Origin of the sequence: Enterobacter sp. BIDMC109, assembly GCF_001037885.1 — a bacterium.
In the GTDB taxonomy this organism is placed as follows: domain Bacteria; phylum Pseudomonadota; class Gammaproteobacteria; order Enterobacterales; family Enterobacteriaceae; genus Enterobacter; species Enterobacter hormaechei_C.
Map to the genome: position 1 here is coordinate 4,152,669 of NZ_KQ090002.1, position 25,884 is coordinate 4,178,552.

At 54.5% G+C, this 25,884-nt stretch carries 21 protein-coding genes and 1 rRNA gene; 14 read left to right on the forward strand and 8 right to left on the reverse strand.

The window, feature by feature from the left end:
- Positions 1-4 precede the first annotated feature (4 nt).
- From yihT to ompL, 6 genes are all read left to right on the forward strand, one after another.
- Complete coding sequence (gene yihT, locus SK62_RS19565; RefSeq protein WP_047062213.1) at positions 5-880, forward strand: sulfofructosephosphate aldolase; 876 nt, start codon at positions 5-7, stop codon at positions 878-880.
- A gap of 14 nt (positions 881-894) precedes the next feature.
- Entirely contained in the window at positions 895-2,136 is a 1,242-nt protein-coding gene (gene yihS, locus SK62_RS19570) for a sulfoquinovose isomerase (RefSeq protein WP_023295642.1), read from the forward strand.
- A gap of 16 nt (positions 2,137-2,152) precedes the next feature.
- Positions 2,153-4,177 (forward strand): alpha-glucosidase, encoded by a 2,025-nt coding sequence (locus SK62_RS19575; protein WP_015569903.1) that lies wholly within the window; start codon positions 2,153-2,155, stop codon positions 4,175-4,177.
- Between the two features lie 45 nt (positions 4,178-4,222).
- Complete coding sequence (locus SK62_RS19580) at positions 4,223-5,605, forward strand: MFS transporter (RefSeq protein ID WP_003861932.1); 1,383 nt, start codon at positions 4,223-4,225, stop codon at positions 5,603-5,605.
- A gap of 43 nt (positions 5,606-5,648) precedes the next feature.
- Positions 5,649-7,073 carry an MFS transporter gene (locus SK62_RS19585; RefSeq protein ID WP_017382668.1) on the forward strand — a complete coding sequence of 475 codons (1,425 nt, stop codon included), beginning with the start codon at positions 5,649-5,651 and terminating at the stop codon, positions 7,071-7,073.
- A 74-nt stretch (positions 7,074-7,147) separates the two neighbouring features.
- Entirely contained in the window at positions 7,148-7,834 is a 687-nt protein-coding gene (gene ompL / locus SK62_RS19590; RefSeq protein ID WP_003861929.1) for a porin OmpL, read from the forward strand.
- Positions 7,835-7,914: 80 nt separating this feature from the next.
- Here the strand turns inward: ompL and typA are convergent, their stop codons facing one another.
- Positions 7,915-9,738 carry a ribosome-dependent GTPase TypA gene (gene typA, locus SK62_RS19595; RefSeq protein WP_048249824.1) on the reverse strand — a complete coding sequence of 608 codons (1,824 nt, stop codon included), beginning with the start codon at positions 9,736-9,738 and terminating at the stop codon, positions 7,915-7,917.
- A 377-nt stretch (positions 9,739-10,115) separates the two neighbouring features.
- Between typA and glnA the strand changes: the two genes are divergently transcribed.
- From glnA to SK62_RS22995, 4 genes are all read left to right on the forward strand, one after another.
- The gene (gene glnA / locus SK62_RS19600) at positions 10,116-11,525 is read left to right on the forward strand and encodes a glutamate--ammonia ligase (RefSeq protein ID WP_003861925.1); all 1,410 of its coding nucleotides are present in this window, start codon (positions 10,116-10,118) and stop codon (positions 11,523-11,525) included.
- A gap of 167 nt (positions 11,526-11,692) precedes the next feature.
- On the forward strand, positions 11,693-12,742 hold the full coding sequence (glnL, locus tag SK62_RS19605) for a nitrogen regulation protein NR(II) (protein ID WP_003861923.1): 1,050 nt from the start codon (positions 11,693-11,695) through the stop codon (positions 12,740-12,742).
- A gap of 11 nt (positions 12,743-12,753) precedes the next feature.
- Positions 12,754-14,166 (forward strand): nitrogen regulation protein NR(I), encoded by a 1,413-nt coding sequence (gene glnG / locus SK62_RS19610; RefSeq protein ID WP_003861919.1) that lies wholly within the window; start codon positions 12,754-12,756, stop codon positions 14,164-14,166.
- Positions 14,167-14,276: 110 nt separating this feature from the next.
- A complete protein-coding gene (locus SK62_RS22995; RefSeq protein ID WP_017382667.1) occupies positions 14,277-14,387 on the forward strand; it encodes a YshB family small membrane protein in 111 nt (36 codons plus the stop codon).
- Between the two features lie 100 nt (positions 14,388-14,487).
- On the opposite strand, the gene hemN is transcribed toward SK62_RS22995, so the two are convergent.
- Together hemN and yihI are read right to left on the reverse strand one after the other, a co-directional pair.
- Positions 14,488-15,861, reverse strand: a complete 1,374-nt coding sequence (hemN, locus tag SK62_RS19620) for an oxygen-independent coproporphyrinogen III oxidase (RefSeq protein WP_015569899.1) — start codon at positions 15,859-15,861, stop codon at positions 14,488-14,490.
- A 188-nt stretch (positions 15,862-16,049) separates the two neighbouring features.
- Entirely contained in the window at positions 16,050-16,565 is a 516-nt protein-coding gene (gene yihI / locus SK62_RS19625; RefSeq protein ID WP_015569898.1) for a Der GTPase-activating protein YihI, read from the reverse strand.
- 579 nt (positions 16,566-17,144) lie between these two features.
- Here yihI and yihA point away from each other — a divergent pair.
- Positions 17,145-17,774, forward strand: a complete 630-nt coding sequence (gene yihA / locus SK62_RS19630) for a ribosome biogenesis GTP-binding protein YihA/YsxC (RefSeq protein WP_003861913.1) — start codon at positions 17,145-17,147, stop codon at positions 17,772-17,774.
- Between the two features lie 312 nt (positions 17,775-18,086).
- On the opposite strand, the gene polA is transcribed toward yihA, so the two are convergent.
- Positions 18,087-20,879: a DNA polymerase I gene (polA, locus tag SK62_RS19635; protein ID WP_047718167.1), complete on the reverse strand. Its 2,793-nt coding sequence runs from the start codon at positions 20,877-20,879 to the stop codon at positions 18,087-18,089.
- A gap of 439 nt (positions 20,880-21,318) precedes the next feature.
- Between polA and SK62_RS19640 the strand changes: the two genes are divergently transcribed.
- The gene (locus tag SK62_RS19640; protein WP_045911407.1) at positions 21,319-22,227 is read left to right on the forward strand and encodes an acyltransferase; all 909 of its coding nucleotides are present in this window, start codon (positions 21,319-21,321) and stop codon (positions 22,225-22,227) included.
- Between the two features lie 22 nt (positions 22,228-22,249).
- Here SK62_RS19640 and dsbA read toward each other — a convergent pair whose 3' ends face one another.
- From dsbA to SK62_RS19655, 3 genes are all read right to left on the reverse strand, one after another.
- Positions 22,250-22,873, reverse strand: a complete 624-nt coding sequence (gene dsbA / locus SK62_RS19645; RefSeq protein WP_003861908.1) for a thiol:disulfide interchange protein DsbA — start codon at positions 22,871-22,873, stop codon at positions 22,250-22,252.
- A 27-nt stretch (positions 22,874-22,900) separates the two neighbouring features.
- The gene (locus SK62_RS19650) at positions 22,901-23,887 is read right to left on the reverse strand and encodes a serine/threonine protein kinase (RefSeq protein WP_023295647.1); all 987 of its coding nucleotides are present in this window, start codon (positions 23,885-23,887) and stop codon (positions 22,901-22,903) included.
- 75 nt (positions 23,888-23,962) lie between these two features.
- The gene (locus tag SK62_RS19655) at positions 23,963-24,232 is read right to left on the reverse strand and encodes a YihD family protein (protein WP_003861904.1); all 270 of its coding nucleotides are present in this window, start codon (positions 24,230-24,232) and stop codon (positions 23,963-23,965) included.
- Between the two features lie 68 nt (positions 24,233-24,300).
- Here SK62_RS19655 and mobA point away from each other — a divergent pair, with 68 nt between their 5' ends.
- Positions 24,301-24,885 (forward strand): molybdenum cofactor guanylyltransferase MobA, encoded by a 585-nt coding sequence (mobA, locus tag SK62_RS19660; RefSeq protein ID WP_017694040.1) that lies wholly within the window; start codon positions 24,301-24,303, stop codon positions 24,883-24,885.
- Positions 24,882-25,385, forward strand: coding sequence for a molybdopterin-guanine dinucleotide biosynthesis protein MobB (gene mobB, locus SK62_RS19665; RefSeq protein WP_017694039.1), 504 nt, complete (start codon positions 24,882-24,884; stop codon positions 25,383-25,385). Before mobA ends, mobB begins: the two co-directional genes overlap by 4 nt.
- 99 nt (positions 25,386-25,484) lie before the next feature.
- Here the strand turns inward: mobB and rrf are convergent.
- Positions 25,485-25,600 (reverse strand): 5S ribosomal RNA (rrf, locus tag SK62_RS19670).
- Between the last annotated feature and the right edge of the window lie 284 nt (positions 25,601-25,884).

Here is a 25,884-nt window from a genome sequence, read left to right on the forward strand (position 1 = left end):
AGGAATGACGATGTACACCCTGAAAGATATCACCCGACCTTCCGGCGGTTTTGCGATGCTGGCCGTGGATCAGCGCGAAGCGATGCGCCTGATGTTTGCTGCCGCAGGCGCGCCGGTGCCGGTAACCGACCAGCACCTGACGGATTTTAAAGTCAATGCGGCGAAAATTCTGTCGCCGTACGCCTCTGCGATCCTCGTCGACCAGCAGTTCTGCTACAGCCAGATTGTCGAGCAGCAGGCCGTGGCCAAAAGCTGCGCAATGATTGTCGCCGCCGACGAGTTTATCCCGGGGAACGGCATTCCGGTCGACAGCGTGGTGATCGACAAGAACGTTGACGCGCAGGCGGTCAAACGCGATGGCGGTAAGGCGCTGAAGCTGCTGGTGCTGTGGCGCAGCGATGAAGATCCGCAGCAGCGCCTGGAAATGGTGAAAGCGTTCAATACGCTGTGCCACGACAACGGACTGTTGAGCATTATCGAGCCGGTGGTGCGTCCCCCGCGCCGCGGCGCCGCGTTTGACCGCGAGCAGGCGATTATCGATGCGGCCAAAGAGCTGGGCGACAGCGGTGCCGACCTCTACAAAGTGGAAATGCCGCTGTTTGGTAAGGGCACGCAGCACGAGCTACTGACGGCCTCGCAGAAGCTGAACGAGAACATCGCCATGCCGTGGGTGATCCTCTCCTCCGGCGTGGACGATAAGTTATTCCCGCGTGCCGTAAGCGTCGCCATGCAGGCGGGGGCATCGGGCTTTTTAGCCGGTCGCGCGGTCTGGTCATCAGTGATTGGACTGCCGGACACCGAGCTGATGCTGCGTGATATTTCCGTGCCAAAACTTCAGCGTCTGGGTGAGATCGTCGACGAAATGATGGCTCGCCGTTAAGAAAGGACCCGAACATGAAATGGTTTAACACCCTGAGCCATAACCGCTGGCTCGAACAAGAGACCGACCGCATTCTCGATTTCGGTAAAAACGCCGCCGTACCGACCGGCTTTGGCTGGCTGGGCAATAACGGGCAGGTGCGCAGCGATATGGGCACCCATCTGTGGATCACCGCCCGCATGCTGCACGTTTACGCGGTGGCGGCGAACATGGGGCGCCCCGGCGCGTACGCGCTGGTTGAGCACGGCATTAATGCCCTGAACGGTCCGCTGCGCGACAAACAGCACGGCGGCTGGTACGCCTGCGTAAACGATGAAGGCGTGATTGATGCGTCCAAGCAGGGCTATCAGCACTTCTTCGTCCTGCTGGGCGCGGCGAGCGCCGTCACCACCGGCCACCCGCAGGCACGCAAGCTGCTGGACGATGCCATCGAGGTGATTGAGCGCTACTTCTGGAGCGAACAGGAGCAGATGTGCCTGGAGTCCTGGGACGAAGCCTTCAGCAAGACGGAAGATTACCGCGGCGGTAACGCCAATATGCACGCCGTGGAAGCCTTCCTCATCGTCTATGACGTGACCCACGACCGGAAATGGCTCGACCGCGCCCTGCGCATCGCCTCGGTGATTATTCACGACGTGGCGCGCAAAGGGGAGTACCGCGTTAACGAGCATTTCGACACCAGCTGGAACCCGATCCGCGATTACAACATCGATAACCCTGCCCACCGCTTCCGCGCCTACGGCGGCACGCCGGGGCACTGGATCGAGTGGGGCCGCCTGATGCTGCACCTGCGTGCCGCGCTGGAAGCCCGCTTTGAAACCCCGCCGGAGTGGCTGCTGGAAGATGCGAAAGGCCTGTTTCACGCCACTATTCGCGACGCCTGGGCACCCGACGGGGCGGACGGCTTTGTCTACTCCGTGGGCTGGGACGGCAAGCCTATCGTGCGCGAACGCGTGCGCTGGCCAATCGTCGAGGCGATGGGCACGGCTTACGCGCTCTACACCGTCACCGGCGAGGCGCAGTACGAAGCCTGGTATCAGAAATGGTGGGATTACTGCATCAAGTACCTGATGGATTACGAAAACGGTTCATGGTGGCAGGAGCTGGACACCAATAACGAAGTGACCACCAAAGTCTGGGACGGCAAGCAGGATATTTACCACCTGCTGCACTGCCTGGTGATCCCCCGCCTGCCGCTGGCGCCGGGCTTAGCCCCTGCCGTAGCCGCCGGATTACTGGATAGCCTGGCCAAATAATAAAGACGGAGTTTTTATGCGTACCCTACACAATATTGACCTGAAAAATAACGAAAGTGGTTTCACCCTGCGCTGGCAGGACCGTCTGATTTTATCCCACTCTGCGGATGCCCCCTGCCTGTGGATCGGTGCAGGCGAAGCGGATATCGAGATGTTTCGCGGCAATTTCAGCATCAAAGACAAGCTTAACGAAAAAATTGCCCTGACGAACGCGACCGTCACGCAGCAAAGCGCGGGCTGGGCAATCCGCTTTACCCGCGGCGACGCGGTGAGCGCGACGCTGCTGGTGGGCGTGGATGGCGAAGGCCGTCTGGAGCTGAAGCTGAAAAATGACGCCGCCAGCCATAACCGCATCTGGCTGCGGCTGGCGGCTCAGCCTGACGATCATATCTACGGCTGCGGCGAGCAGTTCTCGTATTTCGATCTGCGCGGCAAGCCGTTCCCGCTGTGGACCAGCGAGCAGGGCGTGGGCCGCAACAAGCAGACTTACGTCACCTGGCAGGCCGACTGCAAAGAGAACGCGGGCGGCGATTACTACTGGACCTTCTTCCCACAGCCTACCTTCGTGAGCACCCAGAAGTACTACTGCCACGTGGATAACAGCTGTTATATGAACTTCGACTTCAGCGCGCCGGACTTCCACGAGCTGGCATTCTGGGAAGATAACGCCACGCTGCGCTTCGAATGCGCAGAAACCTACGTCGATCTGCTGGAAAAACTGACCGGCCTGCTGGGGCGTCAACCGGAGCTGCCGGACTGGGTTTACGACGGCGTGACGCTGGGTATTCAGGGCGGCACCGAGGTGTGTCAGCAGAAGCTCGACGCCATGCGCGAGGGCGGCGTGAAGGTAAACGGCATCTGGGCGCAGGACTGGTCCGGCATCCGGATGACCTCCTTTGGCAAACGCGTAATGTGGAACTGGAAGTGGAACAGCGCGCTCTATCCGCAGCTTGATGAGCGGATTGCGCAGTGGAAAGAGGAAGGCGTGCAGTTCCTCTCCTATATCAACCCGTACGTCGCCAGCGATAAAGATCTCTGCGAAGAGGCGTCGAAGCGCGGCTATCTGACCAAAGATGCCGACGGCAAGGATTACCACGTTGAGTTCGGCGAGTTCTACGCGGGCGTTATCGACCTGACTAACCCGGAAGCCTACAGCTGGTACAAAGAGGTGATCAAAAAGAACCTGATCGAACTGGGCTGCGGCGGCTGGATGGCCGATTTCGGGGAATATCTGCCGACCGATACCTTCCTGCACAACGGCGTGAGCGCGGAGATCATGCATAACGCCTGGCCAGCCCTGTGGGCGAAATGTAACTACGAAGCGCTGGAGGAGACCGGCAAGCTCGGGGAGATCCTGTTCTTCATGCGCGCGGGCTACACCGGCAGCCAGAAGCACTCGGTGATGATGTGGGCGGGGGATCAGAACGTCGACTGGAGCCTGGACGATGGTCTGGCGTCCGTCGTACCGGCGGCGCTGTCGCTGGCGATGACCGGGCACGGGCTGCACCACAGCGACATTGGCGGCTATACGACCCTCTTCGAGATGAAGCGCAGCAAAGAGCTGCTGCTGCGCTGGTGCGACTTCAGCGCCTTTACGCCGATGATGCGTACCCACGAGGGCAACCGCCCTGGCGATAACTGGCAGTTCGATGGCGACGCGGAAACTATCGCCCACTTCGCGCGCATGACCACCGTCTTCACCACTCTGAAGCCGTACATCAAAGCTGCGGTAGCGCAGAACGCGAAGAGCGGCCTACCGGTGATGCGCCCGCTGTTCCTGCACTACGAGGACGACGCGCGCGCCTACACGCTGAAATACCAGTACCTGTTTGGCCGCGATCTGCTGGTGGCGCCGGTTCATGAAGAGGGACGCCGCGACTGGTCGCTCTATCTGCCGCAGGACACCTGGGTCAATGCGTGGACCGGGGAAACCTGCCAGGGCGGTGACATCACCGTTGATGCCCCGCTCGGCAAACCGCCGGTCTTCTATCGCCAGCACAGCGAATGGGCAGATCTGTTTAGCACCTTACGTCATATATGATAAGGCTCGCCCGCGGGGAAACCTGCGGGCAGACGGAGAACAATAATGAGTCAACATACTTCTGATCCGGCAACCCTGCGCCTGCCGTTTAAAGAAAAACTCGCCTACGGGATGGGCGATCTCGGCTCTAACATCCTGCTTGATATCGGCACGCTGTATCTGCTGAAGTTCTACACCGACGTCCTGGGGCTGCCTGGCACCTACGGCGGGATTATCTTCCTGATTGCGAAGTTTTTTACCGCCTTCACCGACATGGGCACCGGGATCATGCTCGATTCCCGGCGCAAGATCGGCCCGAAAGGGAAATTCCGCCCGTTCGTGCTGTATGCAGCCTTCCCGGTAACGTTGCTGGCGATAGCTAACTTCGTCGGCACACCGTTTGAAATTACCGGTAAAACGGTGATGGCGACGGTGCTGTTCATGCTGTACGGCCTGTTCTTCAGCATGATGAACTGCTCCTACGGCGCGATGGTGCCCGCCATTACCAAAAACCCGGACGAGCGTGCTTCGCTGGCCGCCTGGCGCCAGGGCGGCGCCACGCTGGGTCTGCTGCTCTGTACGGTGGGCTTTGTCCCGGTGATGAACCTGATTGAAGGCAACGACCAGCTTGGCTACATCTTTGCCGCCACCCTCTTCTCGCTGTTCGGGTTGTTCTTTATGTGGTGGTGCTATAAGGGCGTAACCGAGCGTTACGTCGAGACGCAGCCTGCTAACCCGGCGCAGAAACCGGGGCTGTTGCAGTCGTTTCGCGCCATCGCCGGGAACCGTCCGCTGTTTATCCTGTGCATCGCTAACCTGTGCACGCTGGGCGCCTTTAACGTTAAGCTCGCCATTCAGGTCTACTACACGCAGTACGTACTGAACGACCCGATCCTGCTGTCGTACATGGGCTTCTTCAGCATGGGCTGTATTTTTATCGGCGTCTTTATGATGCCCGGCGCGGTGCGGCGCTTCGGTAAGAAAAAGGTCTACATCAGCGGGCTGATGATTTGGGTGGCGGGCGATCTGCTTAACTACTTCTTCGGCGGCGGCTCGGTGAGCTTCGTGGCGTTCTCCTGCCTGGCGTTCTTCGGCTCCGCGTTCGTGAACAGCCTGAACTGGGCGCTGGTGTCCGATACCGTGGAATACGGCGAGTGGCGCACCGGCGTACGCTCCGAGGGGACGGTCTACACCGGCTTTACCTTCTTCCGTAAGGTATCGCAGGCGCTGGCGGGCTTCTTCCCGGGGATCATGCTCACGCAGATCGGCTATGTGCCTAACGTGGTGCAATCCGCCGGCACGGTTGAAGGGCTACGGCAGCTGATATTTATCTATCCGAGTCTGCTGGCAGTCATCACCATCGTGGCGATGGGCTGCTTCTACAACCTTAACGAGAAGATGTATGTGCGCATCGTGGAAGAAATTGAGCTGCGCAAACGTACGGCATAAATGACGTGATTGAGCGCCCTGCGGGGCGCTTTGAGGATCGACCATGACACATAATACTGATCCGTTAACCCTGAAATTGAGCCTGCGAGAGAAGTGCGCCTACGGGATGGGTGATTTTGGCTCGAACCTGATGCTGTGTATTGGCACGCTGTATCTGCTGAAGTTTTACACGGACGAGCTGGGCATGCCCGCGTTCTACGGCGGCATCATTTTTCTGGTCGCCAAGTTCTTTACCGCGTTTACCGACATGCTGACCGGGGTGCTGCTGGACTCCCGGCGTAATATCGGCGCGCGGGGCAAATTCCGGCCATTCATTCTCTACGCCTCCGTTCCGGTGGCGCTGGTGGCTACGGCGCAGTTTATGGCCAACGACTTTAGCCTGACGGTGAAAACGGCCCTCGCCACCGTGCTCTTCATGATGTTTGGCCTCTGCTACAGCCTGATGAACTGCGCCTACGGTGCAATGGTTCCGGCCATCACCAAAAACCCGAACGAGCGCGCGCAGCTTGCGGCGTGGCGTCAGGGCGGCGCAACGGTAGGACTGTTGCTCTGTACTGTCGGCTTTATGCCGATTCAGGCGCTGTTCGTCAGCCAGCCCTCACTCGGCTATCTGGTGGCCGCGCTGGTGTTCGTCACCGGGGGACTGTTCTGCATGTGGTGGTGCTACAGCGGGGTGAAAGAGCGCTACGTCGAGCTTACGCCCGATCACCATAAGCCCGGCATTCTGAAATCGTTCTGCGCGATTTTCCGCAATCCGCCGCTGCTGGTGCTGTGCATCGCCAACCTGTGTACCCTCGCCGCGTTTAACATCAAGCTGGCGATTCAGGTCTATTACACCCAGTACGTGCTGAACGATCTGCATCTCCTGTCATGGATGGGCTTTTTCAGCATGGGTTGCATTCTGATTGGCGTGTTTCTGGTGCCTGGCGCGGTGAAGCGCTTTGGCAAGAAGCCGGTCTATCTGGGCGGGCTGACGCTGTGGGCGGTGGGCGACGTGCTGAACTTCGTCTGGGGAACCAGTTCCCTGCTGTTCGTGCTCTTTTCCTGCATGGCCTTTTTCGGCACCGCGTTTGTGAACAGCCTGAACTGGGCGCTGGTGCCGGATACGGTTGATTACGGCGAGTGGAAAACCGGGATCCGCGCCGAAGGGTCGGTGTATACCGGCTATACCTTCTCGCGCAAAATCTCCGCGGCGCTGGCCGGTTTTCTGCCCGGTATCATGCTGACCCAGATTGGCTATGTTCCCCATGCCGTACAGAGCGCAGGCACGCTGCTTGGGTTGCGCCAGCTTATTTTCCTCTGGCCGTGCGGCCTGGCGATCGTTGCCGCCGTGACCATGGGGCTGTTTTATAAACTCAACGAAGCGCGCTTCGCCTTTATTATCGAGGAGATTGGAAAACGGAAAAAACAGACAGCAAATACCCCTGAGATAACCACCAACAATAAAGCGTCAGCAGTCACTTTATAACAATAAATCCGGCCAGTATGTCCTTCCTGTTTATCAGGAGGGAGGCCTTTCTGTACCTGATACATGGACAAATTATGAAAAGAATCATCACCGTACTGATCGTGTCGTCTGTGTCCTGCCCGGTTTTTGCCGGGGCTTATGTCGAAACGCGCGAAGCCTACAACACCGCCTCTGAGCTGCACGAAGTGATCCTGCGTGCGGGCTATAACTTCGATATGGGCGCGGGACTGATGTTCACCAACGCTTATAACGTGGGGAAATGGGACGAACTGAAGCACAGCTATAACGAAATTGAGGGGTGGTATCCACTCTTCAAACCGACCGACAAACTGACCTTCCAGCCCGGCGGCTTGATTAATGACAGCAGCGCAGGATCAGGTGGCGCGGTTTATTTAGATACTAACTATAAATTTACGGACTGGTTTAATCTGACGTTCCGCTATCGCTATAACCATAACAATTACGATACGCCGGACTATAACGGGCAGATGGATAAGAACGACACACATGAATTTGCCAACTACTGGAATTTCAAAGTGACGGATGCGTTTTTCTACACCTTTGAGCCGCACTTTTTCCAGCGGGTGAATGATTACCACAGCAAAAATGGCAAAGATCATCACTGGGAAATTACCAATAAATTCAGCTATAAGATCGACAGAAACTGGCTGCCGTATCTTGAGCTACAGTGGCTGGACCGATGGAATGATTACAACCGCGAGCAGTACCGGATCCGTTTAGGGTTGCGGTATTCGTTCTAATAAAAAAAGCCGCTGATCGCTCAGCGGCTTTTTCGTTGCCGGGTGGCGCTTGCGCTTACCCGGACTACGGCATAACCGAATTAGTCTTCTTTCGCACCGCGCATAGCACGTTTACGATCGTTCTCGGTCAGGTGACGTTTACGGATACGAATTGACTGAGGCGTCACTTCGACCAGTTCGTCATCATCGATGAATTCCAGAGCCTGCTCCAGCGTCATCTTGATCGGTGGAACCAGAACCGTTGCTTCGTCAGTACCGGACGCACGCATGTTGGTCAGTTTCTTACCGGTCAGGCAGTTTACCGTCAGGTCGTTAGAACGGCTGTGAATACCGATGATCTGGCCTTCGTAAACTTCAGCACCGTGGCCCAGGAACAGCTTACCGCGATCCTGCAAACCGAACAGCGCAAACGCAACCGCTTTACCCTGACCGTTGGAGATCAGCACGCCGTTGTTACGCTGGCCCACTTCGCCCGGACGAACGTCGTCGTAGTGGCTGAAGGTGGAGTACAGCAGACCAGTACCGGAAGTCATGGTCATGAACTCAGAACGGAAGCCGATCAGGCCACGGCTTGGGATCACGTAGTCGAGACGTACGCGGCCTTTGCCATCTGGATTCATGTTTTTCAGGTCGCCTTTACGCTCACCCAGTGCCTGCATCACAGAACCCTGGTGCTGTTCTTCAACGTCCAGCGTTACGTTTTCGAATGGCTCTTGTTTACGGCCATCGATTTCGCGGAAGATAACTTTCGGACGGGAAACCGCCATCTCGAAACCTTCACGACGCATGTTCTCAATCAGAACAGACAGGTGCAGCTCACCACGACCCGAAACGCGGAATGCATCAGCGTCTTCGGTTTCTTCAACGCGCAGCGCAACGTTGTGCACCAGCTCTTTGTTCAGGCGGTCAAGGATCTGACGAGAGGTAACAAACTTACCTTCTTTACCACAGAACGGAGAGGTGTTGACGTTGAAGAACATGGATACGGTTGGTTCATCAACGGACAGGGCTGGCAGCGCTTCGACGTTCTGCGGATCGCAGATGGTGTCGGAGATGTTCAGTTCACCCAGACCGGTGATGGCGATGATGTCGCCCGCTTCAGCGATGTCGCTCTCGATACGCTCAAGACCCAGGTGAGTCAGAACTTTACCGACTTTACCGTTACGGGTTTTGCCTTCGCTATCGATGATAGTGACCTGCTGGTTAGGCTTCACTTTACCGCGCTTGATACGACCAATGCCGATTACGCCAACATAGTTGTTGTAGTCGAGCTGAGAGATCTGCATTTGCAGGGTGCCTTCCAGGTCAACGTTTGGCGCAGGAACGCGGTCAACAATCGTCTGGTACAGCGGAGTCATGTCTTCCGCCATGTCTTCGTGATCCAGACCGGCGATACCGTTCAGCGCAGACGCATAAACGATAGGGAAGTCCAGCTGTTCGTCGGTCGCGTCGAGGTTAACGAACAGGTCGAAGACCTGGTCAACAACCCAGTCAGGACGCGCGCCAGGACGGTCAACCTTGTTGATCACAACGATAGGTTTCAGGCCGTGGGCAAATGCTTTTTTGGTCACGAAGCGCGTTTGCGGCATAGGGCCATCAAATGCGTCAACCACCAGCAGCACGGAATCCACCATGGACATCACGCGCTCAACTTCACCACCGAAGTCGGCGTGCCCTGGGGTATCAACGATGTTGATACGGTAGTCATTCCATTTGATAGCGGTGTTTTTGGCGAGGATGGTAATCCCACGCTCTTTCTCCAAATCGTTGGAGTCCATCACACGCTCTTGAGTTTCGGCACGAGTATCAAACGTACCGGACTGCTGTAGCAGCTTATCAACCAGGGTAGTTTTACCATGGTCGACGTGCGCGATGATGGCGATATTACGCAATTTTTCGATCACAACTTTGCCTCAGGCATTTAGAAATAGCGCGTTATTGTACACGGATTAATCGCACTACAAAACAGGATCACAAACATCCCCCGCAAACAAGTATTGCAGAGATGCTTTGTGATCGCTTTCACGGAGCGGTAAAAGGGCACTTTAACGTAAATTGCACCAATATGGTGCTCGATGTTCACACAGAAGCACTATAATGGTGCAACAAATCCAATGTGGTGCAGCCCTTCTGCACTATGGTGCGCATGATAACGCCTTTTTGGGGTGTTTTAAAAGTTGGCACAGATTTCGCTTTACAGAAATACAGTAAAAATATGGCAGCCCAGCCGATTTGAAGACCTCGTTACCACGACGACAATGACCAATCTGGAGAGTTAAGTATGTCCGCTGAACACGTTTTGACGATGCTGAACGAACATGAAGTGAAGTTTGTTGATCTGCGCTTCACCGATACCAAAGGTAAAGAACAGCACGTCACGATCCCTGCTCATCAGGTGAACGCCGAATTCTTTGAAGAAGGCAAAATGTTTGACGGCTCCTCCATTGGCGGCTGGAAAGGCATTAACGAATCCGACATGGTTCTGATGCCAGATGCAACCACTGCGCTCATTGACCCGTTCTACGAAGAACCTACGCTGATCATCCGCTGCGATATCCTGGAACCTGGCACGCTGCAAGGCTATGACCGTGACCCACGCTCTATCGCAAAACGCGCTGAAGAGTACCTGCGTTCTACCGGTATCGCAGACACCGTTCTGTTCGGGCCAGAGCCAGAGTTCTTCCTGTTCGATGACATCCGTTTTGGTGCTTCCATTTCTGGTTCCCACGTCGCTATCGATGACATCGAAGGCGCATGGAACTCTTCCACCAAATACGAAGGTGGTAACAAAGGTCACCGTCCGGGCGTGAAAGGCGGTTACTTCCCGGTTCCTCCGGTCGATTCTTCACAGGACATCCGTTCTACCATGTGTCTGATCATGGAAGAGATGGGCCTGGTTGTTGAAGCGCACCACCACGAAGTGGCAACGGCTGGCCAGAACGAAATCGCAACCCGCTTCAACACCATGACCAAGAAAGCGGATGAGATTCAGATCTACAAATACGTTGTGCACAACGTTGCGCACCGTTTCGGTAAAACCGCGACCTTCATGCCAAAACCCATGTTCGGCGACAACGGTTCCGGCATGCACTGCCACATGTCCCTGTCCAAGAACGGCACCAACCTGTTCTCTGGCGACAAATACGCGGGTCTGTCTGAGCAGGCGCTGCACTACATCGGCGGTGTTATCAAACACGCTAAAGCGATCAACGCCCTGGCGAACCCGACCACCAACTCCTACAAGCGTCTGGTCCCAGGCTACGAAGCACCGGTGATGCTGGCTTACTCTGCCCGTAACCGTTCTGCTTCTATCCGTATCCCGGTGGTGGCGTCTCCGAAAGCGCGTCGTATCGAAGTGCGCTTCCCGGACCCGGCGGCTAACCCATACCTGTGCTTCGCAGCACTGCTGATGGCCGGTCTGGACGGTATCAAGAACAAGATCCACCCGGGCGAAGCCATGGACAAAAACCTGTACGACCTGCCGCCAGAAGAAGCGAAAGAGATCCCACAGGTTGCTGGCTCTCTGGAAGAAGCCCTGCAAGCGCTGGACGCAGACCGTGAGTTCCTGACCGCTGGCGGGGTGTTCACCGATGAAGCTATCGACGCTTACATCGCGCTGCGTACCGAAGAAAACGACCGCGTTCGCATGACGCCGCACCCGGTTGAGTTCGAACTGTACTACAGCGTTTAATTGATTTGTTTTACCCGGCGCATACGCGTCGGGAGTAGTTGCCGTGGAAACTTTAGCCCATCTTCGGATGGGCTTTTTTCTCCACCAACAACCTGATCTCACGCGCTTTTTACCTCTAAAACGCTATACTGCACTAAAATAGTGCAACGACTCCAGGAGACTGCTGAATGGCAACTGGCACGCTGCCCGATGCTGGGCAGATCCTCAATTCTTTGATTAACAGTATCTTGCTGGTCGACGACGAGCTGGCGGTGCATTACGCCAACCCGGCGGCGCAGCAGCTGCTCGCTCAAAGCGCCCGTAAACTGTTTGGCACGCCGCTGCCTGAACTGCTGAGCTATTTCTCGCTGAATATTGGTCTGATGCAGGAGAGTTTGCAGGCGGGTCAGGGCTTCACCGATAACGAAGTGACGCTGGTGATTGACGGACGCTCGCATATTTTATCCCTCACCGCACAGCGCCTGCCAGATGGCATGATTCTGCTGGAAATGGCGCCGATGGATAACCAGCGTCGTCTCAGCCAGGAGCAGCTACAGCATGCTCAGCAGATTGCGGCGCGCGACCTGGTACGCGGGCTGGCTCATGAAATTAAAAACCCGCTGGGCGGCTTACGCGGTGCGGCACAGCTTTTGACCAAAGCGCTGCCTGACCCTGCCCTGGCGGAGTATACCAACGTCATTATCGAGCAGGCGGACCGTCTGCGTAATCTGGTCGATCGCCTGCTCGGGCCGCAGCAGCCGGGGATGCATGTTTCAGAAAGCATTCACAAGGTCGCGGAGCGGGTGGTGAAACTCGTCTCTATGGAGCTGCCGGATAACGTCACGCTGGTGCGTGATTACGACCCAAGCCTGCCGGAGCTGGCGCACGATCCGGACCAGATTGAACAGGTGCTGTTGAACATTGTGCGTAACGCGTTGCAGGCGCTGGGCCCGGAGGGTGGCGAAATTATTCTGCGTACCCGCACCGCGTTCCAGCTGACGCTGCACGGCGTGCGTTATCGTCTGGCGGCACGTATTGATGTGGAAGATAACGGGCCGGGGATCCCGCCGCATCTCCAGGACACCCTGTTCTACCCGATGGTCAGCGGTCGCGAAGGCGGCACCGGGCTGGGGTTATCCATAGCCCGTAATTTGATTGACCAACACTCCGGCAAAATTGAATTTACCAGTTGGCCGGGACATACCGAGTTTTCGGTTTTCCTGCCGATTAAAAAATAAAGGTGACGTTTATGCAACGAGGGATAGTCTGGGTAGTCGATGACGATAGCTCCATCCGTTGGGTGCTTGAACGCGCGCTCACAGGAGCGGGATTAAGCTGCACGACGTTTGAGAGCGGCAGCGAGGTGCTCGACGCACTCACCACCAAAACGCCGGACGTTCTGCTCTCGGATATTCGCATGCCGGGCATGGACGGACTGGCGCTCTTAAAGCAGATCAAACAGCGCCACCCTATGCTTCCGGTCATCATAATGACCGCTCACTCCGACCTGGATGCCGCCGTTAGCGCCTACCAGCAGGGGGCGTTTGATTATCTGCCAAAACCGTTTGATATCGACGAAGCCGTTGCCCTGGTCGAACGCGCCATCAGCCACTATCAGGAGCAACAGCAGCCCCGTCACGCGCCGGATTTCGGGCCTACGACGGACATCATCGGTGAAGCGCCAGCCATGCAGGACGTGTTTCGCATCATCGGGCGTCTGTCGCGCTCGTCTATCAGCGTCTTGATTAACGGTGAATCAGGGACCGGTAAAGAGCTGGTTGCGCACGCCCTGCATCGCCACAGCCCGCGGGCGAAAGCGCCCTTTATCGCCCTGAACATGGCGGCGATCCCCAAAGATTTGATTGAATCTGAGCTGTTCGGCCACGAAAAAGGGGCGTTTACCGGGGCAAATACCATTCGTCAGGGACGCTTTGAACAGGCTGACGGCGGAACGCTATTCCTGGATGAAATCGGCGATATGCCGCTGGATGTTCAGACCCGACTGCTGCGCGTGCTGGCAGATGGCCAGTTTTACCGCGTGGGCGGCTATGCGCCGGTAAAGGTGGACGTGCGTATTATTGCCGCGACGCACCAGAACCTGGAGCTGCGCGTGCAGGAGGGGAAATTCCGTGAGGATTTATTCCATCGTCTGAACGTGATCCGCGTCCACCTCCCGCCGCTGCGCGAGCGTCGGGAAGATATCCCGCGTCTGGCGCGCCATTTCCTGCAAGTGGCGGCCCGCGAGCTGGGCGTGGAAGCCAAGCAGCTTCATCCGGAAACGGATGCCGCCCTCACCCGTCTGGCGTGGCCGGGCAACGTGCGTCAGCTGGAAAACACCTGTCGCTGGCTGACCGTGATGGCCGCCGGACAGGAAGTGTTGATTCAGGATCTCCCCGCCGAGCTGTTTGAAGCCACCGTGCCCGAAAGCACCGCCGGACATGCGCTGCCGGACAGCTGGGCGACGCTGCTGGCGCAGTGGGCAGATCGCGCGCTGCGTTCCGGTCATCAAAATCTGCTCTCCGAAGCGCAGCCTGAGATGGAGCGCACGCTGTTGACTACCGCGCTTCGTCATACCCAGGGCCACAAACAGGAAGCGGCTCGCCTGTTGGGATGGGGTCGAAACACCCTGACGCGCAAGCTGAAAGAGCTGGGAATGGAGTGATCTTACTCCGCTGTGTAAAGGTTACTAATTGAGCGCAAAGTGCCGTTATTTTGCGCTTTACTGTTCCGATGAGTTTTGTATGATCGTGCCCGGAAACAGGGGGGAGCATCATGCTGGAATCATTAGTGACTTTGCTTTCGAGCGGAGCAGCAGAAAGCCACACGCCACAAACTGCCGTTGCGGCGGTATTGTGTGCGGCACTGGTTGGGCTGTTTAGCTAACGAGCTGTTGATGAAAAGCCGGGTGGCGGCTTCGCCTTACCCGGCCTACATAAGTGCGAGATGTAGGCCGGGTAAGCGAAGCGCCACCCGGCATTGCAGCTCAAATCACCCGCGAGAACTGCTGTAAACGCGCCTTCTGACGCAGATAGGCATCGAAGCACATGCAGATATTACGAATCAACAGACGTCCTTTCGGCGTGACGACAACCGCACTCTCCGACACATCCACCAGCCCGTCTTTCGCCAGCGGCGCCAGAAGCTTCAGGTCTTCGGCAAAGTAATCGCTGAATTGCAGATCCCATTGCGACTCCACCTCGCGAAATTCGAGACGGAAGTTGCAGATAAGCGCCTTAATCACGTCCCGACGGATGCAGTCGTCGCGCGTTAGCGCAATGCCGCGCCACAGCGCGTTGCCGGTTTCGTCTATCTGCTGATAGTACAGCTTCAGCTCTTTCTGATTCTGGGCGTAGCAGTCGCCAATCATGCTGATGGCGGAGACGCCCATTCCGAGCAGATCGGTATCGCCCTGGGTGGTGTAGCCCTGGAAGTTACGGTGGAGAACACCTTCGCGCTGGGCAATCGCCAGCTCATCGTCAGGGCGGGCAAAGTGATCCATTCCGATAAACTGATAGCCGGTTTCGGTCAGCGAGGCGATGGTCTCCTGCAAAATGTCCAGCTTCTGCTGGGCGGAAGGCAGATCCGCATCTTTGATTTTGCGCTGAGCGGCGAACAGCGTCGGCAGGTGCGCATAGTTAAAGACGCTCAGACGGTCCGGGTTAAGCTCAGCCACGCGTTTAAGCGTGTAGGCGAAGCTCTCCGGCGTCTGCTTCGGCAGGCCGTAAATCAGGTCTATATTCGTTGAGGTAAAGCCGATTTCACGCGCATGGTTGAGTAAGGCAAAGATAAACGCTTCGTCCTGCTCGCGGTTTACCAGGCGCTGTACTTCTTTGTTGAAGTCCTGTACGCCCATACTCAGGCGGTTGAAACCTTCGGCGCGTAAATGATCCAGCACATCCAGCTCGATTTCACGCGGATCGACCTCGATCGAAATTTCGGCGTCGTCGTTAAAACTGAAATTGCCGCGCAGCAGCGCCATCAGGCGGCTAATCTGCGCTTTATTCAGATAGGTTGGCGTACCACCGCCCCAGTGAAGCTGGCTGACGTGACGGCCTTTAAACAGCGGTGCGCGGTGCAGAATTTCCTGTTCGAGCGCATCGAGGTATTGATCGGCTTTGTGCTGCTGGCGGGTAACGATTTTATTGCAGCCGCAGAAGTAGCAGAGCTTATGGCAGAACGGAATATGGACGTAGAGCGACAGCGGGCGCTCGGGATAGCGCGCCACAGCTTGCTGAAAATCCGCCTCGCCGAAAGCGTCAGAAAACTCCAGCGCGGTGGGGTATGAGGTATAACGCGGCCCGGAATAGTTATATTTCTGGATCAGGGCCAAATCCCAGTCGATAGATGGTACAGACATGCTCACTCCTTCCGTTGGTGTCGCGTTCGTATACGGCGGCCCGCTCTGGTCCCGTTACGGGCCATCATTCGGGTGCGCAGCCACTTCTGTCGCCGCGACAACCGCCGTAGTTTAACGAATAACCACACCAGATAACATATAACCGGAAGGGTTATAAGCAGGACGAGTGTACCTGCCGGGTGCAAATGTTAGTTTCCACCTTTCAGCAGACGCATCATATCTTCCTGCTTTTCGTCTTCCTCTTCGTCTTCTTCATCATCGTAGGACAGACCCAGCTTCTGCATCAGTTCATCAATGCGGTCCAGTTTGGCGTCCACCCAGGACTGCTCTTCAGCGGTCAGGGTTTCACCCTCTTCAAGACGTTCCAGCAGCGCATCCAGGCGCTCATCGTTCTCCAGCATATCCAGCTCAGCCTGCGGTGAAAGCATAGGTTTCTCGCTCTTTGGTTTGTGCTGCTTAGTGACCGGCGTGTCTGTCACGCCCAGTGGAATGGGAGTTTTACTGCCGATACGAGGATCTTTCTGCTGTTTGCCTTTTGCAGAAGCGCCTGCGGCACCGCCACCGTTAGCACGGCTACCCGCAGCATGGCCACGATGTTTTTTATCGCGTTTGCGATCGCGCGCTTCCTGATTCAGTTCTTCGCGCGTTTTGCGGCGTGCTTTTGCAGGGCGTTTCACGCCCGCAGCGGAGGTCGGTTTTTTCATGATGTTTTATCTTTAAGTCGTTTTCTTCAGTATAGAATTGCGGCGAAATCTAGCAGAAAGCAAGCAAAGAAAAAAGGCGACAGAGCAATCTGTCGCCTTTTTTCCTGACTCACAACCCTTAACGGGTCAGACATTCCCTGTTTGCCTGCAACAAACCCTGTTTATCCCTTGGCTACTACCGTCCGTGATACGGTTCCGTTTCCTGTTAAAAACGCCTCCAGGCGCCGGTCGTCCTGACAATCCTGAGTCTTCGCCTCCTGGCGCTCCTGACCCTTATCCTTAAGTCGTTATCCTGTTGGCATCCTCGCCCTGGCACACACTTTACCTTGTTCCCTTAAACTAACAAGCTATGAAAAGGTACAAAACCGGATTTTCAGATAATTACTCATTAATAACTCTTTGAATTTTAATATTTTGAGTTTTTTAGCGCCTGCGATTTCTCTTAAATTTCTCATACGCTTAAGGGCAGATCTCTTACATTCCGTAGGGCTTTCACTTACATGTCAATGACGAAGGGAAAAGCCTTTTGCCCGCATTCAGGTATAATCCCCGCAGATTACGATTTTTGGAGACGACCACGTGACTACCTGGAACTACCAACAGACGCATTTTGTCACCAGTGCGCCCGATATTCGCCACCTGCCCTCAGACACAGGGATTGAAGTGGCATTTGCTGGCCGCTCCAATGCGGGAAAATCCAGTGCCCTGAATACGCTCACCAATCAGAAAAACCTGGCGCGTACCTCGAAAACACCTGGCCGTACTCAGCTGATTAACCTGTTTGAAGTGGCTGAAGGCAAACGCCTGGTCGATTTACCGGGCTACGGTTACGCGCAGGTACCGGAAGAGATGAAGATCAAATGGCAGCGTGCGCTGGGTGAATACCTGGAAAAACGCATGTGTCTGAAAGGTCTGGTGGTGCTGATGGATATTCGTCATCCGCTAAAAGATCTCGACCAGCAGATGATTGACTGGGCGGTGGCAAGCGATATTGCGGTGCTGGTGCTGCTGACAAAAGCAGATAAGCTGGCGAGCGGCGCGCGCAAGGCGCAGGTGAACAAGGTTCGTGAAGCGGTGCTGGCATTCAACGGCGATGTACAGGTTGAACCGTTCTCCTCGCTGAAAAAGCAGGGCGTGGATAAACTGCGACAGAAGCTCGACAGCTGGTTTAACGATCTGGAACCGGCGACTGAAGCGGAAGCAGAGTAACAACAGGCGCGGCGATGACCGCGCTTTTTTTCGCCTGAAACTTTCTTTGCCGCAATAAAAAACGCCCCAGTCATTACTGACTGGGGCGGCTAAAATATTCAGCCAAATCCGATTACGTGAAGTAAAAGGTCTGAAAGATAGAACATCTTACCTCTGTACCCTACGTCGTTAACTCTACTCTTTTTTTATCGCTGGACAAAGCACTTTTTGTAGTTTTTTTTCATTCTTTACATAGGGAATTCTAATGATCGTCACAAATCGCGCGTACTTATGTTGCTTACTTACATAAAACGCGCGTTATACCGATAACCCTTAGTGAGCCTGATCCCAGTTTTCGCCGCTACCCACTTCCACCAGCAACGGAACGTCCAGCTTCATGCTGTTTTCCATCAGTTCATGGATCTTCTGAGAGACCATCTCCAGATCGTCTTTATGAACTTCAAAGACCAGTTCATCGTGTACCTGCATGATCATTTTCACGCGCGGTTTCTCTTTTTCGAGCCAGGCATCGACGGCGATCATCGCGCGTTTAATGATGTCCGCCGCAGTGCCCTGCATGGGGGCGTTGATCGCAGCACGTTCAGCACCAGCCCGGCGCGCGGCGTTGCTGGATTTGATGTCCGGAAGGTAGAGACGACGGCCATCCAGCGTTTCAACGTAGCCTTTCTCTTTCGCCTGTGCGCGGGTACGTTCCATATATTCCAGCACGCCCGGATACCGCTCGAAGTAGAGATCCATATACTTCTGCGACTCTTTACGCGGGATATTGAGCTGGCGTGAAAGACCAAAGGCACTCATGCCGTAAATCAGACCGAAGTTGATCGCTTTTGCACTACGACGCTGCTCGTTTGTCACGCTCTCCAGCGGCAGCCCAAACACTTCGGCAGCGGTTGCCCGGTGGATGTCCTTCCCTTCGGCAAAGGCCGTCAGCAGGCCTTTGTCGCGTGACAGGTGCGCCATAATACGCAGTTCGATTTGCGAGTAGTCCGCGGAGACAATCAGATAATCCTCTGGCGCAATGAAAGCCTGGCGAATACGGCGGCCCTCTTCATTACGCACCGGAATGTTCTGAAGGTTAGGATCGGTTGACGAAAGTCGCCCGGTCGCCGCCACAGCCTGGTGATAGGAGGTGTGCACGCGGCCCGTTTTCGGGTTGATCATCAACGGCAGTTTGTCGGTATAGGTCGATTTCAGCTTAGCCAGACCACGGTATTGCAGAATAACTTTTGGCAGCGGATAGTCCAGCGCCAGCTCTTCCAGCACCTCTTCAGACGTTGAAGGGGCGCCACCCGGGGTTTTCTTCAGCGGCTTGATACCCTGTTTTTCAAACAGGATGGTTTGCAGCTGTTTCGGTGAAGACAGGTTAAATGCCTCGCCAGCAAGCTCATGCGCTTTCTGTTCAAGCTCGGTCAGGCGCTGCGCCAGCTCACCAGAGTGGTTATGCAGCACCGTTGGGTCGATTTTAACGCCATTGCGCTCAATGCGGGACAGCACAGGCACCAGCGGCATCTCAATGTTCTGGAACACATTCAGCGGCCCTTCGTGCTTCTGCAATTTCGGCCACATTTTGAGATGCAGCTGTAGCGTGACGTCAGCGTCTTCCGCGGCGTAGCGGCCTGCTTCTTCCAGCGCGATCTGGTTAAAGGTCAGCTGATTTTTGCCCTTACCGGCAATTTCTTCAAAGGTGATGGTTTTGTGTTTCAGCCAACGATCGGATAAGGAATCCATATCATGGCGGCCCGCCACGCTGTCCAGAATGTAAGATTCCAGCATGGTGTCAAAAGCGATACCACGCAGCTCAATGCCGTAGTTTTGCAGAATACCGCGGTCGTACTTCAGGTTTTGCCCAACCTTCAGCACTTTCTCGTCTTCCAGAATCGGCTTCAGCAGTTCTAAGGCGCGCTCGCGGGAGATTTGCTCCGGCGCATCCAGATAGTCGTGAGCCACCGGAACATAGGCTGCAATCCCCGGCTCCGTTGCGAATGACAGGCCCACCATATTAGCCGTAATGTTATCAAGGCTGTCCGTTTCGGTATCGAAAGCAAATACTGGCGCTTTTTTCAGCTTTTCAATCCAGGCGATGAGCCGTGACTCTTCAAGGATGGTTTCATAGTTGTCGAAGGAGAGCGCTACCGCCTCTTCTTCTGCCTGCTCTTCGGCATTGACAACGATGGTCTCTTTCGGCTTCGCCGCAGGTTTAGCCCCTTTCGCCTGAAGCCATTTCCCGGCTTCAACATCCGCGGTCCAGCGTTTAAATTCGTATTTTTTGAACAGGCCAAGCAGTTCGTCGGCGGCGGGTTCCTGCACTTCCAGCTGCTCGCAGGTAAGCTCCAGCTCTACGTCAGTTTTGATGGTGGCCAACTGATAGGAGAGATAAGCCACCTCTTTGTTATCGGCGAGCTTTCCGGCCATGGTTTTTGCGCCACGGAAGGTAAGACCGGCAATTTTGTCGGGTTCTGCATACAGCGTATCCAGCCCGCCCAGCCCTTGCAGCAGCGCCTGAGCTGTTTTTTCGCCTACGCCCGGTACGCCAGGAATGTTATCCGAGGAATCGCCCATCAGGGCGAGGAAATCAATAATGAGCTCTGGCGGCACGCCATATTTGGCGACCACTTCTTCCGGGCCAAGAATGGTGTTTGTCATGGTGTTGATCAGCGTGATCCCGGGCGTTACCAGCTGCGCCATGTCTTTATCACCGGTACTGATCAGAACCGGGCGGCCTGCTTTTTCCGCTTCGCGCGCCAGGGTACCAATTACGTCATCAGCTTCAACGCCTGAGACCGCCAGCAGTGGCAGCCCCATCGCTTTCACCATAGCGTGCAACGGTTCAATTTGCGCACGCAGATCGTCAGGCATAGGGGGACGGTGAGATTTGTAATGCTCAAATAATTCATCGCGGAAGGTTTTACCCTTCGCATCAAACACCACGGCCGCATGGGTTGGGTGGTATTGCAGAATCAGGCTGCGAAGCATATTCAGCACGCCGTACATTGCGCCGGTAGGTTCCCCTGCGCTGTTGGTCAGAGGAGGAAACGCATGATACGCCCGATACAGGTAAGAAGAGCCATCGACGAGTATAAGTGGGTTTTCTGGGATCTGAACCATAATGTCCGTGCCTTTTATGAATTTATGGGTAAAGGATGCCACAGAAGGATGAAAACATCAGGTTTTAGCGCTTTATACAGAAAAAGATTTTGCGATCGGGAAGATCGCTCGCAAAACAAAACTGTGGATAAGTTTGTGTATATTTTTAATACAGGTGAATAACAGCTTTATAAAAGTGATACTGAAAACTTATTTATATAATAAAATCAAAGCATTGCTATAAGATCACTTAAGATCGCGCTTCACTGATGTTTATTTAGTCTATGTGGATATAAGACTTAAGCACTCTGTCTATATGCAAAAATTCGCTGCCTGGCAGGAAAAGCCGCAGCCTCCTGGTGTGAAACCGCCCTGGTCTGAGCGAATTTCTGATAAGATCGGCGCCCAGCACCGGATAGCCGGCTGCTCAATTACAGCTAACTATCTGAATAAATTCATTATGTCGAGAATACTCGCAGCGATAACATTATGGTTAAGCGTCATTTTAACTATTCTGGTTACCATCGCCTGTTCTGTGCCAATCATCGTTGCCGGAATAATTAAACTTCTGCTGCCTGTCCCTCCGGTATGGCGCGCGGTGTCTGCTTTTTGTAATTTTATGATGTACTGCTGGTGTGAAGGGCTGGCGATCCTGCTGCATCTGAACCCCTGGCTGAAGTGGGATGTTCAGGGGCTGGAGAAGCTGAACAAAAAGAACTGGTATCTGCTGATCTGCAATCACCACAGCTGGGCCGACATCGTTGTATTGTGCGTACTGTTTCGCAAACACATTCCGATGAACAAATACTTTCTGAAACAGCAGCTGGCCTGGGTGCCTTTCATTGGACTGGCCTGCTGGGCGCTGGATATGCCATTTATGAAACGCTATTCACGCAGCTATTTAATTCGTCATCCGGAACGCCGCGGTAAGGACGTGGAAACCACGCGCCGTTCTTGCGAGAAGTTTCGCGCGCATCCCACCACCATTGTTAACTTCGTCGAAGGATCACGCTTTACCGAAGAGAAGCGCCAGCAGACTCGTTCTCCTTATCAGAACCTGTTGCCGCCAAAGGCTGCGGGCATCGCAATGGCGCTCAACGTGCTGGGTGAGCAGTTCGATAAATTGTTGAACGTAACGCTCTGCTATCCGGAAAATGACAGGACGCCGTTCTACGATATGCTCAGCGGCAGGCTGACGCGTATCGTTGTCCGCGTTGATCTGATGTCCGTCAACACTGAACTGCACGGGGATTATGTCAACGATAAAAACTTCAAACGTCGTTTCCAGCTTTGGCTTAATACACTCTGGAAAGAGAAAGACGAGCAGATAGCGAAGATTAAATCTTCATACAAAAACGCCGGTCAGTGACCGGCGTTTTTCTTTATGTTTGTTACTTTTTCTCAACCAGGTATTTCACGGTATCAGCGTACTGTTGTACGAAGATATCCATGCTGGTCGTGTCCATACCACGCATATTCACCTGGTATTTGCCGTTAACATACATCGCCGGCACGCCCTGCAACTGGAAGTCAGCGGCAGCTTTTTCCTGCTGTGCCACGAGTGATTTCACCACGAAACTGTTCCAGGCAGCGTCGTAGTCTTCACCTTTAACACCGGCATCCACGAACACTTTACGGATATCTGCCGTAGTTTGTACGGTTTGGGTTTTCTGTACGGCTTCAAACATAGGCGCGGTGATCTTATCTTCCACACCCAGCGCAATCGCGACCGCCCATGCCTGAGTCAGATCTTTACCCAGTGGGCCAAGGAACTCAACGTGGTATTTCGTCATTTTGGTGCCTTCCGGCAGCTTTTTCTTCACGTTGTCAGAAACATGAAGTACCTGCTCAAACTCATAGCAGTGCGGGCAGTAGAAGGAGAAGAACTCCAGCACCTGAGGCTCGCCAGCAACAGGCTTGTCCAGCGTAATGTACTGCTTGCCGTCGGTAAACTGCGCAGCAGTTGCGCTAAATGCCAGAATCATACCAGCCAGCGCCAGCCAAATTTTTTTCATGATTAACTCTCTCCTGGGTGTGTCCAATTAATACATCGGCGTTAATTGCAAAGGGGGTTCCTGTAGAACCTTAACCTGCGCGGTAAATGTGGATATCTGGTTGCGCCAGTAATCCTCCCCGGTAAGCCAGGGGAAATTTCGGGGAAAAGCCGGGTCTTCCCAACGCCTGATTAACCACGCGAGATAATAAACAAATCGCATCGCACGTAAAGGTTCTATCAAGGCAATTTCGTCTGAATTAAAGGGGCTAAATTCTTCATAAGCTTCAATTATGGTCTCAAGCTGCATGCGCTGCTCGGCTTTATCACCGTTGAGCAGCATCCACAGATCCTGCACCGCGGGTCCCATACGTGCGTCATCAAGATCGACAAATAGTGGGCCATCACGCCAGAGAATATTCCCGGCGTGGCAGTCACCGTGCAGGCGCAGAGTAGTAATATCATCCCGCCAGCAGGCTTTTACAGCATCAATAAGCTTATCGGTCGCCGTGAGGAAATTATCCTTTAGCGCATTCGGGATCAGCGCCGATGTTTCGAATACCTGTCGCGGCTCAATAAGATATTCCTGAACACCAATCGTCGGACGGGCAACAAACGGTTTTTTACGTCCCGTCTGATGAATGCGCCCCAGATAGCGGGCAACCCATTCCATCTGATCGATATTATCTGCCTCAAACTGTCTTCCGCCCAGGCTCGGAAATACCGCGTAGTAAAAGCCCTGATGGGTCAGCAGCGTTTGGTTATTGAATTTAATGGGTGCCGCAACGGGAACATCGTCATCCAGCAGATCGTGGGCAAACTGATGCTCTTCCTGAATTTGTTCTGCGGACCAGCGCTGTGGACGGTAAAACTTTACGACAAAGCGCTGGCGCTCTTCGTCCTGAAATTGGTAGACACGGTTTTCGTAGCTGTTTAAAGGGGTTAACCCGGAATCCACCCGAATACCCTGTTCGAACAGCGCATCCATAATGGTATCCGGGTGTAATGTCTGGAAAGTAAAAGCCTGGTCGTTCATCCGATCATCCGGAAATTATACGAATGATTCAGGATATCATCTTGTGGCGATTTCGGTGGCTCCGCTTACAAGCTTTTACTCTTTAATTACGCCTCGGGCACGCAGTAATGCGGTTTTAAAATCCTCTTCATAATCTTTCTGAATGCCAGGAATAACAGCATCTTTAGCCGAGTCACGCATTTTCAGGTGATAGATCAGGATGTCGTCAGAAAGGTCTGCCAGTTCACCATCAAAACCTGACTCTTTCGCCAGTTTCTGTAAAAATTGCATCAGATTCAGCTCTGGCTCTTTTTGCCAGGCCGGCTGGAGAAGCTCAATGACTTCATTAAGACGTTTACATTTCATGGTAGTGCTCCTTTCATTTAGAGAGACACGTTAGCAGGGTCAATCCCACAATAAAAGAGGCGATATTCGTGAATCAATGCCAGGAAATCATCGGAGTTGTTCTGGCCGGGGGCAGGGCAACGCGAATGGGCGGAAAGGATAAGGGGCTTCAGCTCCTGAACAACACACCATTATGGCAGCATGTTGCTGATACGCTTGCAGATCAGGTGTCCTCGATGGCGATCAGCGCTAACCGACATGTTGATATTTATCAGCGCAGCGGGTATCCGGTTTATCAGGATAACCTGGTGGACTACCCCGGTCCGCTGGCGGGAATGCTTTCCGTTATGCAGCAGTCGCATGGAGAGTGGTTTCTCTTTTGTTCATGTGATACGCCCTTCATCCCGTCCTGCCTGGTTGAACGTCTGGTGCAGCGGCGCGGTGGTGCTCCCGTCGTCTGGGTACACGACGGTGAACGCGACCATCCAACGATCGCATTGATTAATCGCTCGTTAATATCCGCGCTGGAAGATTACCTGGCCGCAGGAGAGCGACGCGTTATGGTATTTATGCGTCAGTCCGGAGGGCATTCCGTTGATTTCAGCGACATGAAATCGGCGTTTGTGAATGTAAACACGACGGAAGATTTGCAGATAATGCAGGAGAAGAAATGATACCCGTATTAGCGATCTCTGCCTGGAGTGGCACCGGGAAGACTACGCTGCTAAAAAAACTAATACCTGCACTTTGCGCCAAAGGCATTCGTCCCGGATTGATTAAGCATACGCACCATAACATGGATGTCGATAAGCCGGGGAAAGATAGCTACGAGCTGCGTAAGGCTGGCGCTGCACAAACGATGGTGGCGAGTAACCAGCGCTGGGCGTTAATGACAGAAACACCGGATGAAGCACCGCTGGATCTCGCTTATCTTGTCAGCCGGATGGATCACTCCACGCTGGATCTGGTGCTGGTTGAGGGGTTTAAGCATGAGGCCGTGCCTAAGATCTTGCTGTTCAGAAACGGCGCCGGGCATGATGTTAGCGAACTAATGCTGGATGAGCATGTGATTGCCGTGGCCAGTGACGTTGCGTTGTCGCTGGAAGTACCGGTTCTGGATTTGAATAATGTGGAGGGGATTGCAGCGTTTATTTTGGCGTGGTGTGCAGTCTGAGATCTGCCGGGTGGCGGCTTCGCCTTGCCCGGCCTGCCGTTTTTCAGCAAACAAACGCAAAAAGGCCATCCTTCCGGATGGCCTCTTCACTTGTTTGATGCCTGGCAGTTCCCTACTCTCACATGGGGAGACCCCACACTACCATCGGCGCTACGGCGTTTCACTTCTGAGTTCGGCATGGGGTCAGGTGGGACCACCGCGCTAAAGCCGCCAGGCAAATTCTGTTAATCTGTATCAGGCTGAAATTTGATTGTCTGTCTCTTCGCCAAAACACCTTCGGCGTTGTAAGGTTAAGCCTCACGGTTCATTAGTATCGGTTAGCTCAACGCATCGCTGCGCTTACACACCCGACCTATCAACGTCGTCGTCTTCAACGTTCCTTCAGGAGACTTAAAGTCTCAGGGAGAACTCATCTCGGGGCAAGTTTCGTGCTTAGATGCTTTCAGCACTTATCTCTTCCGCATTTAGCTACCGGGCAGTGCCATTGGCATGACAACCC

Bases quoted from the DNA above. Each gene is read 5' to 3' on its own strand.
- SK62_RS19640 (WP_045911407.1), top strand. From the start codon at position 21,319: ATGTCGAGAATACTCGCAGCGATAACATTATGGTTAAGCGTCATTTTA.
- SK62_RS19650 (WP_023295647.1), bottom strand. From the start codon at position 23,887: ATGAACGACCAGGCTTTTACTTTCCAGACATTACACCCGGATACCATT.
- SK62_RS19575 (WP_015569903.1), top strand. From the start codon at position 2,153: ATGCGTACCCTACACAATATTGACCTGAAAAATAACGAAAGTGGTTTC.
- ompL (WP_003861929.1), top strand. From the start codon at position 7,148: ATGAAAAGAATCATCACCGTACTGATCGTGTCGTCTGTGTCCTGCCCG.
- glnA (WP_003861925.1), top strand. From the start codon at position 10,116: ATGTCCGCTGAACACGTTTTGACGATGCTGAACGAACATGAAGTGAAG.
- yihT (WP_047062213.1), top strand. From the start codon at position 5: ATGACGATGTACACCCTGAAAGATATCACCCGACCTTCCGGCGGTTTT.
- SK62_RS22995 (WP_017382667.1), top strand. From the start codon at position 14,277: ATGCTGGAATCATTAGTGACTTTGCTTTCGAGCGGAGCAGCAGAAAGC.
- SK62_RS19655 (WP_003861904.1), bottom strand. From the start codon at position 24,232: ATGAAATGTAAACGTCTTAATGAAGTCATTGAGCTTCTCCAGCCGGCC.
- polA (WP_047718167.1), bottom strand. From the start codon at position 20,879: ATGGTTCAGATCCCAGAAAACCCACTTATACTCGTCGATGGCTCTTCT.
- yihS (WP_023295642.1), top strand. From the start codon at position 895: ATGAAATGGTTTAACACCCTGAGCCATAACCGCTGGCTCGAACAAGAG.
- yihI (WP_015569898.1), bottom strand. From the start codon at position 16,565: ATGAAAAAACCGACCTCCGCTGCGGGCGTGAAACGCCCTGCAAAAGCA.
- SK62_RS19580 (WP_003861932.1), top strand. From the start codon at position 4,223: ATGAGTCAACATACTTCTGATCCGGCAACCCTGCGCCTGCCGTTTAAA.
- hemN (WP_015569899.1), bottom strand. From the start codon at position 15,861: ATGTCTGTACCATCTATCGACTGGGATTTGGCCCTGATCCAGAAATAT.
- mobB (WP_017694039.1), top strand. From the start codon at position 24,882: ATGATACCCGTATTAGCGATCTCTGCCTGGAGTGGCACCGGGAAGACT.
- glnG (WP_003861919.1), top strand. From the start codon at position 12,754: ATGCAACGAGGGATAGTCTGGGTAGTCGATGACGATAGCTCCATCCGT.
- dsbA (WP_003861908.1), bottom strand. From the start codon at position 22,873: ATGAAAAAAATTTGGCTGGCGCTGGCTGGTATGATTCTGGCATTTAGC.
- glnL (WP_003861923.1), top strand. From the start codon at position 11,693: ATGGCAACTGGCACGCTGCCCGATGCTGGGCAGATCCTCAATTCTTTG.
- SK62_RS19585 (WP_017382668.1), top strand. From the start codon at position 5,649: ATGACACATAATACTGATCCGTTAACCCTGAAATTGAGCCTGCGAGAG.